The organism is Herbaspirillum sp. UBA812, assembly GCF_002296545.1.
In the GTDB taxonomy this organism is placed as follows: domain Bacteria; phylum Pseudomonadota; class Gammaproteobacteria; order Burkholderiales; family Burkholderiaceae_D; genus Herbaspirillum; species Herbaspirillum huttiense.
Map to the genome: position 1 here is coordinate 1 of NZ_DBIC01000044.1, position 9,155 is coordinate 9,155.

At 63.6% G+C, this 9,155-nt stretch carries 9 protein-coding genes; 7 read left to right on the forward strand and 2 right to left on the reverse strand.

Translation table 11 applies throughout. The features are described from left to right. The 6 genes from B3873_RS02690 to B3873_RS02715 all read left to right on the forward strand — a co-directional run. A partial coding sequence (locus B3873_RS02690) for an RNB domain-containing ribonuclease (RefSeq protein WP_286863903.1) occupies positions 1-886 on the forward strand: 886 nt, incomplete at its 5' end. Between the two features lie 55 nt (positions 887-941). Then, the gene (locus B3873_RS02695; RefSeq protein ID WP_134221208.1) at positions 942-1,823 is read left to right on the forward strand and encodes a TonB C-terminal domain-containing protein; all 882 of its coding nucleotides are present in this window, start codon (positions 942-944) and stop codon (positions 1,821-1,823) included. An 80-nt stretch (positions 1,824-1,903) separates the two neighbouring features. Further along, positions 1,904-2,719 (forward strand): shikimate dehydrogenase, encoded by an 816-nt coding sequence (gene aroE, locus B3873_RS02700; RefSeq protein ID WP_209533694.1) that lies wholly within the window; start codon positions 1,904-1,906, stop codon positions 2,717-2,719. Between the two features lie 157 nt (positions 2,720-2,876). Next, positions 2,877-3,584: a monofunctional biosynthetic peptidoglycan transglycosylase gene (gene mtgA, locus B3873_RS02705; protein ID WP_209533693.1), complete on the forward strand. Its 708-nt coding sequence runs from the start codon at positions 2,877-2,879 to the stop codon at positions 3,582-3,584. 197 nt (positions 3,585-3,781) lie between these two features. Further along, positions 3,782-4,747: a magnesium/cobalt transporter CorA gene (corA, locus tag B3873_RS02710; RefSeq protein WP_039789235.1), complete on the forward strand. Its 966-nt coding sequence runs from the start codon at positions 3,782-3,784 to the stop codon at positions 4,745-4,747. A 135-nt stretch (positions 4,748-4,882) separates the two neighbouring features. Further along, the gene (locus B3873_RS02715) at positions 4,883-5,353 is read left to right on the forward strand and encodes a glycine zipper 2TM domain-containing protein (RefSeq protein ID WP_034341587.1); all 471 of its coding nucleotides are present in this window, start codon (positions 4,883-4,885) and stop codon (positions 5,351-5,353) included. Between the two features lie 150 nt (positions 5,354-5,503). Here the strand turns inward: B3873_RS02715 and B3873_RS02720 are convergent, their stop codons facing one another. Then, on the reverse strand, positions 5,504-6,622 hold the full coding sequence (locus B3873_RS02720; RefSeq protein WP_286863907.1) for an anhydro-N-acetylmuramic acid kinase: 1,119 nt from the start codon (positions 6,620-6,622) through the stop codon (positions 5,504-5,506). Between the two features lie 80 nt (positions 6,623-6,702). After that, the gene (locus tag B3873_RS02725) at positions 6,703-8,100 is read right to left on the reverse strand and encodes a M23 family metallopeptidase (RefSeq protein ID WP_209533691.1); all 1,398 of its coding nucleotides are present in this window, start codon (positions 8,098-8,100) and stop codon (positions 6,703-6,705) included. Between the two features lie 244 nt (positions 8,101-8,344). Between B3873_RS02725 and tyrS the strand changes: the two genes are divergently transcribed. After that, a partial coding sequence (gene tyrS, locus B3873_RS02730) for a tyrosine--tRNA ligase (RefSeq protein ID WP_286863909.1) occupies positions 8,345-9,155 on the forward strand: 811 nt, incomplete at its 3' end.

Sequence of the window (9,155 nt, forward strand, 5' to 3'; positions counted from 1 at the left end):
CAACTTCTACGTCGAGAACGATGTGGTGAGCATCGTGCGCCGCCGCCGTGGCGCGCCGCTGGACAAGATCGTGGCCGAGCTGATGATCTTCGCCAACAGCACCTGGGGCAAGCTCATGGCCGATCACGGCGTGCCGGGCATCTACCGCGCGCAAGGTGGCGGGGCCGGCGGCTGGGCCGCCAAGATGCAGGTGCGCATGGTCACCCATGCCGCGCCCCACCAGGGCCTGGGCGTGGATCAATATGCCTGGAGCACCTCGCCGCTGCGCCGCTATACCGACCTGGTCAACCAGTGGCAGATCCTGGCCTGCATCGAGCACGGCGTGACCGCGCCGCTGGTGGCGCCCTTCAAGCCGCGCGATGCCGATCTCTTCGCCATCGTCTCGGGCTTCGATGCGGCTTACTCCGGCTATGCCGATTTCCAGTCGACCATGGAACGCTACTGGTGCCTGCGCTGGCTGGCGCAGGAAAACGCCCGTACCGTGGAAGCGGTGGTGCTCAAGGATGAAATCCTGCGCCTGGTCGAGATCCCGCTGGTGCTGCGCATGCCGGGCCTGCCGCAACTGGCGCGCGGACTGCAGGTCAAGCTGGACCTGCTGCGCTGGGACGAGGTCGACCTGACCGTGGAGGCGCGCCTGCTGGAAGTGCCGGCCGCTGCGGCCCAGGCGCTGGCCAGCGACCTCGGTGAAGACGATGACGAGTTGCTCGAAGGCATGGCCTCCATGGGCAGCGAAGAACAGGGCGAGGAAGCCGCGGCCGAGCAGAATTCGGTACAGAACAATGTACAGAACGATGCACAGGATTCCGTACAGGAAAATGCACAGGAAGAGCGACATCCCCACGCCGCCGATGCCGACGAAAACCCGTCGGCCCAAGCCGCGCAATGACGCGGTGCTGGCGTAGAATTGGCGCTGTGAATATCGTCGTTGCTCCCCGTCTGCTGTGAATCTGTTTGCCCAACACCGTCTGCTGAGCGTCGCGCTCGGAATCTCGCTGCTGGTGCATGGCCTGCTGCTGGCCGTGCACTTCGCCGCGCCCGACGCCTTCCGCTTCAAGCCGTCCGATCCGGAACTGGAAGTCATCCTGGTCAACGCCAAGCATGACAAGAAGCCTGTCAACGCTCAGGCGCTGGCGCAGGCCAACCTGGATGGCGGCGGCAATGCCGACGACGGCCGTGCCAGATCGCCGCTGCCGGACATGCAGCACGTGGAGAGCGGTGACAGCGTCAAGGCCGCGCAGCGCAAGGTGGCCGAACTGGAACAGCAGCAGCGCAAGATGCTGGCGCAGTTGCAGGAGGCGCGCCAGCACGTGGCCAGCGCCGAGCAGCAGAAGCCGGTCGAGACGCCGCAGCCCAACGCGCGCGACCTGACCGAAACCGCCAAGGCCATGGCGCGCATGGAAGCCGAACTGGCCAAGGACATCGCGCAATACAACAAGCGCCCCAAGAAGACCCAGATCACGCCGAGCACCCGCGAAGTCGGTTATGCCCAGTACTTCAAGGCGCTGCAGGACAAGATAGAAAAGGTCGGCACCCTGAACTTCCCGACCCGCGACGGCAAGAAGCTCTACGGTGAACTGCTGGTAGTGATTCCGGTATTCCAGGATGGCAGCATCTACGAGCGCGATGGCGGGGTGGTGGTGCGCACCAGTTCCGGCAATGCCGCGCTGGACCAGGCGGCGGTGGCCATCGTGCGGCGCTCGGTGCCGTTCGGCCGTTTTCCGGAGAACATGCGCACCAGCGGCAAGGATGATGTGTGGGAAGTCATCGTGACCTTCCGTTTCACCCGTGACCAGGGCGTGCAGGCAGAACTGGGGGCCGGCTGATATCGCCAGCGGCGCAGCGGTCCGATACAAGAACAGCAAAGAGCAGTCAGAACATATAACGAGGGAGCAGGCAAACCACCATGGATGAATACGTCGTCATCGGCAATCCGATTGCCCACAGCAAGTCGCCCGAGATCCATGCGCAGTTCGCCGCCCAGACCGGCCAGTCGCTGCATTACGATCGCCTGCTGGTTCCGCTGCACGGTTTCAAGGCAGCGGTGCAGGTGTTCCAGCGGCGCGGCGGACGCGGTGCCAACGTCACCGTTCCCTTCAAGCTGGAAGCGCACGCGCTGGCCGATCAGCTGACCGAACGCGCGCGTCTGGCCGGAGCGGTCAATACGCTCAAGTTCGAAGGCGGCCGCATCCTCGGCGACAACACTGATGGTGCCGGCCTGGTGACCGACATCATGGTCAATGCCGGCCAGGCGCTGGCAGGCCGTCGCGTGCTGTTGCTCGGCGCCGGCGGTGCCTCGCGCGGTGCGCTGCTGCCGCTGCTGCAACAGCAGCCGGCCGAACTGGTGATCGTCAACCGCACGCAAGCCAAGGCCGATGAACTGGCGCGCCAGTTCGGGGAATTCGGCCCGGTACGCAGTGCGGCTTATGCCGAACTGGAGGGCGTGTTCGATGTCATCATCAACGCCACCTCGGCCAGCCTGTCGGACGATCTGCCGCCGCTGCCGGTATCGGTGTATGGCAGCGAGACCCTGGCCTACGACATGATGTATGGCCGCCAGCCCACGGTCTTCATGCAGAGCGCCCAGCAACACGGGGCCAGCGTGCGCGATGGCCTGGGCATGCTGGTCGAGCAGGCCGCCGAAGCCTTCCAGCTGTGGCGCGGCGTGCGGCCCGCCACCGCCGAGGTGTTTGCCAGCCTGCGCCAGCAGTTGTCGCAATAAGCACTAAGCACCAAGCAAAAGGCCGGCAGTCCTCCACAGATGCAGAGGACTGCAGGAGTGCAGGACTGTATGAGTGCATGAGTGCATCTCTGCAGGATCGCACCATGACGGAATTTCCCGGATCGACAGAACACGGCAACAGAACAACAACCGGCTCATGAAATCGCTACGCAAGCTGCTCTTCTGGATCATCGTCCTGCCCATCACGCTGGTACTGCTGCTGCAGCTGTACTTCTTCGTCCAGATCTGGTGGTGGAAGGATCACAATCCGGAGTCCACCAGTTTCATGCGCCAGCAGTTGTCGATCCTGCGCGAGAAGGACCCGAATGCCCAGCTGCAATTCCGCTGGGTGCCTTACGCTCGCATCTCCAACAATCTCAAGCGCGCCATCATCGCCTCGGAAGATTCCAATTTCTCCGAGCATGACGGCATCGACTGGGAGGCCCTGCAGAAGGCCTACGAAAAGAACGAGAAGAAGGGCAAGGTCGTGGCCGGCGGTTCCACCATCACCCAGCAGCTGGCTAAGAACCTGTTCCTCTCGGGCGAGCGCAGCTATCTGCGCAAGGCTCAGGAATTCATCATCACCTACATGCTGGAATTCCTGCTCGACAAGCAGCGCATCTTCGAGCTCTACCTCAACGTGGTGGAGTGGGGCAACGGTGTCTTCGGTGCCGAGGCCGCAGCCCAGCATTACTACCGCACCACGGCCGCCAGTCTCGGAGCCGAACAGGCGGCACGGCTGGCGGTGATGCTGCCGCGTCCGCGCTATTACGACCGCAATCGCGGCTCGGGCTATCTGGCCGCGCGCACCAGCCTCATCCTGCGCCGCATGAACGCAGCCACGCTGCCGCCAACGCACAAGTAATCCTGCGCTGCTGCCGCAGCCACATGACCGCCGTATGACAGCGCACTCCGTTCGCCACAGCCGTGCGGCATGCGGCGCATTGGCGCTTGCCTGGCACGGGGCTTGAACGTACACTTGCGCACGTTTCGCGCCTGTCGCCACGGGCTGCCGCATTTCACCCGGGACTCTTCCCCCCGCGTTCCACCGAGCGAGAACCCATGATCAATGTATTCGTGTTGCAAAACGGACGGCTGAGCCAGGTCAACATCGACAGCCGCACCGACCTCGAACAGGCCGCGCCGGTCTGGGTGGACCTGACCGAACCGAATGACGAAGAGCGCGCCTGGGTCAAGAGCATCTACGGCGTGACCCTGCCCGACGAGGACGAATTCAGCGACATCGAAGCCTCGGCCCGTTACTTCGAAGCCGAGAACGGCGACCTGCACCTGCGCACCGACTTCCTCTTCGAAGGCGACGACGATTCTTCCTCCACCATGACGGTGGCCTTCATCCTGGCACGCAACATCCTGTTCTCGGTGCATGCGGAAGACCTGCCGGTGTTCCGCCTGGTGCGCATGCGTGCGCGCTCGCGGCCCGGTTCCATCGGCGACTACCGCGACGTGCTGCTGGACCTCTACGAGACCGATGCCGAATATTCGGCCGATGCCCTCGAAGGCATCTACCAGAAGCTCGAAGCGGTGAGCACCAGCGTGCTCAAGAAAAGCCTCTCCGACCAGGCCGCCGCCGAAGTGCTCAACACCATCGCCCACGAAGAAGACTTGAACGGCCGCATCCGCCGCAACATGATGGATACGCGCCGCGCGGTCAGCTTCCTGATGCGCGGACGTCTGCTCAGTTCGGAGCAGTTCGAGGATGCGCGCCAGATCCTGCGCGACATCGAATCCCTGGATGGCCACACCGCCTTCCTCTTCGACAAGATCAACTTCCTGATGGATGCCACCGTTGGCTTCATCAACATCAACCAGAACAAGATCATCAAGATCTTCTCGGTGGCCTCCGTCGCTTTCCTGCCGCCGACGCTGATCGCCAGCATCTACGGCATGAACTTCAAGGTCATGCCGGAACTGGATTGGGTGGTGGGTTATCCGCTGGCCATCCTGATGATGGTCGGGTCGGCCATCGCGCCGTTCTGGTATTTCCGTCGGCGCGGCTGGCTCAACTGAGACTGTCTGCTGACGGCGACGTCCTCATTTCTCCGACAAGCATTGCCGGGCTTCTCCGATGCCGCGCATGCAGGCTGCGCGGCACACTGCGAACATCGTCCATCGCATTCGTGCATTTGTGCAGAGGAGAACACCATGTCTGTCCGTCATCACTACATCTCGCTGGCCGTGATCAGCGCCAGCTTTGCCGGTTTGCTGATTGGCTGCGCGAGTCCGCAGCAGGCCCCCTATGGCGCGGCACCGACCTCGCAGAACTATGAACGCGTGGCGTCCTATTCCGGTACCGGCGTGGTGGAAGCCATTGAAGTGACTCACAAGGAAAGCAGCGGCGTGGCCGGTGCGGTGGTGGGTGGCGTGGCCGGTGGCCTGCTGGGCAATGCCGTCGGTGGCGGCACCGGCCGCGTGCTGGCCACTGTCGCGGGTGCTGCAGGTGGTGCCTATGCCGGTAATCAGGTCGAGCGCAATAACTCTGCCGGCCGCCAGGTCTACAACATCCGTGTGCGCATGAGCGATGGCTCCTTGCAGACCTTCGCGCAGGAAGACAATACCGATTTCCGCGTGGGGGATCGCGTGCGACTGGATAACGGCCGCATCAGCCGTTATTGAGCTGCGTTATTGATTGTTGAATTCATTTTGATACCGATCCGTTCGGTATTGAAACAGGCGCTAAAAGTTAGTAGAGCGAGTAGTACAGCGCTAAAAAGAAAGCCGTCCGTGCCATGCACCGGACGGCTTTTTCGTTTCTGCGATCGGACCTCAGGCCGGGTATAACGCGCCGAGCACCCGCAAGCCGCGTGCCCCGGTCACCGCCGGCAGGTTGCCCGGCAACCGCAGATCAAAGCGCCGCGCCAGCCAGGCAAAGGCCAGCGCCTCCACATGCTGCGCAGCCACGCCCAGAGCGGCCGTGGACTGCACGGTTGCGCGGCCGTCCAGTTGTTGCTGCAACAGCCGCATCAGGAAGGCATTCTCGGCTCCACCTCCGCACACATAGACCTGCTGCGCCGTTGGTGCGTGCGCGACGATGGCGTCGGCAATGGTGCTGGCCGTGAGCAGGGTCAATGTGGCCTGCACATCTTCCGGGGCGATTGCAGCGCCCGTGCGCAGCAGGGCCGCCTGCAGCCAGTCGAGATGGAACAGGTCGCGTCCCGAACTCTTGGGCGGCGGCAAGCGGAAGAAGGGTTCATCGCGCAATTGCGCCAGCAGTCCTGCGTGCACTTGTCCCGAGGCGCCCCAGTCGCCGTTGGCATCATAGGCGCGCTGCTGGTGCAGATGTATCCAGCCATCCATGAGCGCATTGCCGGGGCCGGTATCGAAGCCGTAAGCGCCGTCTTCTCCCGCCGGCAGGATGCTGATGTTGGCGATGCCGCCGATATTGACCACCACCCGCGACTGCGCCGCATCGCCGAAGATGGCGCGATGGAAGGCCGGCACCAGCGGTGCGCCCTGGCCACCTGCGGCGACGTCGCGGCTGCGGAAGTCGGCGACTACATCGATGTTGCACAGTTCGGCCAGCAGTGCCGGGTTATTGGTCTGACGCGTGAAGCCGAGTTCGGGGCGATGGCGGATGGTCTGTCCATGCACGCCCACCAGGTGCACGTCGGCCGCCGTCTTGCCGGCCTGCAGCAGCAGTTGCGCCACACAGTCGGCGTAATGCACGGCCAGCGCATTGGCGGCCAGGGCTTCGCGTTCGATCTCGTTGGGGCCGGCGGCCTGCAGGGCCATCAGGTCCGCGCGCAGATGGGCGGGGAAGGGCACGTAAGCCGCCGCCAGCGTGGCGCAGATCGTCTGGCCATCGAAGGCAGCCAGGACCCCGTCGACGCCGTCAAGACTGGTGCCGGACATCAGGCCGATGGTCAAAAAGGGAGAATCGTTCATGGCAGGCAGGTCGTAAAAAGAAAAGGGCGGCCGCTGATTCTACAGCGCCGCCCTGGTCGGGGAGTTCGGACAGCCCAGTCTTACTTGGCTGCCGCCAGCTTCACATCGGGCGCACCCGGCACGCGCAGCATGGCCATGCGATGCTGCATGTCGGCCGCCACCGTGCGGAAGCGCTGCAACTGCGGGCCGGTCAGGGCCTGGTTGTTGGGCACCTCCACCGACAGCGGATTGCGCGGCTGGTTGTTGACGCGGAACTCGTAGTGCAGGTGCGGGCCGGTGGCCCAGCCGGTCATGCCGACGAAGCCGATCACGTCATTCTGGCTGACCTTCATGCCCTTCTTGATGTTGGGCGCGAAGCGGCTCATGTGGCCGTAGGCGGTGGAGTAGCCGCTCCAGTGCTTGATGACGACGATGTTGCCGTAGCCATTCTGCTGGCCCACGAAATCGACCACGCCATCGGCGGCTGCATGGATGGGCGTGCCGGTCGGGGCGGCGAAGTCCACGCCGGTATGCTGCTTCCACTGACCCAGGATCGGGTGCAGGCGCATCGAGAAACCGGAAGAGATACGGGTGAAGGCCAGGGGCGACTTCAGGAACGCCTTCTTGAGCGACTTGCCATCGAAGGCGTAATAGCCGCCACCGCCGGTCTTGCTGGCCGGGTCGCTGAACCACACGGCCTGGTAGCGGTTGCCGGCATTGTCGAATTCACCGGCCAGCACGCGGCCGGTGCGCACCAGGTCGCCATTCTGGTAGAAGGTCTCGTAGACCACGTTGAAACGGTCGCCACGGCGCAGGTCGGAGGCGAAGTTGATGTTGGTGGCGAACATGTCCACCAGCTGCATGGCCACCGCATCGGGGATCTGCGCGTTGTCGGTGGCGGCGAAGAGCGAGGAGAAGATGGTGCCGGCGCGCATTTCCACGCGGCGCTCCAGCACGGCGGGCTGGGCTTCGGCGGTAAGCTTGCCGTCATGGCGCGCGATCACCAGGTTCTTGGGCGTGTCGCTGCCGTCGTCGAGGGTGGCGGAGAGCTTGATGAGCTCGCCGTTGTCATCGGTCTGGGCCACGACGCGCTTGCCGGCGCGCAACTGCATCACGGTGCGCGCCAGGGTATCGGACTTGATGAAGGCGGTGGCCTCATCGTCATCCACACCGAGGCGGTTGAGCAGGGTGGCCAGGGTGTCGCCGCTGCGGACCTTCTCTTCGTTGACGTAATACTGCGAACGCTCTTCCAGTGCACTGATCTGCTGTTGCAGGTTGGGCAGGGCCAGTTCCTTGGAAATCGGGTTCACCGGGGCATCGCGCAGGTCCGGCTCGGCCGGGGCGAAGCCGGCGGCACCGATGGTGAAGGCAGCCAGGAACAGGGCGCTGGCACCGATGATGCGGGTCTTGGGCGAGGAAGCGGCGACTTTGTGGTGGCAGGACTGCAACGCGGAGAAGCACAGGGACGAGACGTGCTTGAGTTTATCTTGTGGGAACATGCAAACCGAATACGTTAAAATCTGACGTTTCCGTGGCGGATGGCGGGTGATGGCTGCAATGCGGCGTTTCCTGTCCCCCCGCCGTGTTGCGCCCGCGTAACATCGCCTACGGGTCGAGAACGTTTTCCTGCTGCTGAGCTTCTGAGGCCGCGTCCTGGCGCTGGGCAGAAAAAACGAAAGTCGGAATTATAGCAACACGATTTAGCGGTCCTGTCCTACAAAAGCCAATTTTTTAGTTATATCGATGAACGCCGACCAGTCCACCTCCGCCGCCGCTGCCCAAGCAGCTCCTTCCCGCCTGCCCCTCACCGACAAGGTGCAGGAAGCGCTGGCCATCACCAAGCGCGGCATCGATGAGCTGCTCATCGAAAGCGAATTCGCGCAAAAGCTGGCGCGCGCCGAGCAAAGCGGCCAGCCGCTGCGCATCAAGCTGGGCCTGGACCCGACCGCGCCCGACCTGCACCTGGGCCACACCGTGGTCCTGAACAAGATGCGCCAGCTGCAGAACCTGGGCCATCAGGTGATTTTCCTGATCGGCGATTTCACCTCGATGATCGGCGACCCGTCCGGCCGCAATGCGACGCGCCCGCCGCTGTCGCGCGAGCAGATCGAGATCAACGCCAAGACCTATTTCGCCCAGGCCAGCCTGGTGCTGGATCCGTCCAAGACCGAGATCCGCTACAACTCCGAATGGTGCGATGCCCTGGGCAGCCGCGGCATGATCCAGCTGGCCTCGCGCTACACGGTGGCGCGCATGATGGAGCGCGATGACTTCACCAAGCGCTTCAAGGAAGGCACGCCGATTTCGGTGCATGAATTCCTCTACCCGTTGATGCAGGGTTATGACTCGGTGGCCCTGAAGTCGGACCTGGAGCTGGGCGGCACCGACCAGAAATTCAACCTGCTGGTGGGCCGCGAGCTGCAGAAGGACTTCGGCCAGGAGCCGCAGTGCATCCTGACCATGCCGCTGCTGGAAGGCCTGGACGGCGTGGAAAAGATGTCCAAGTCCAAGGGCAATTACATCGGCATCACCGAGCCGGCCAACACCATGTTCG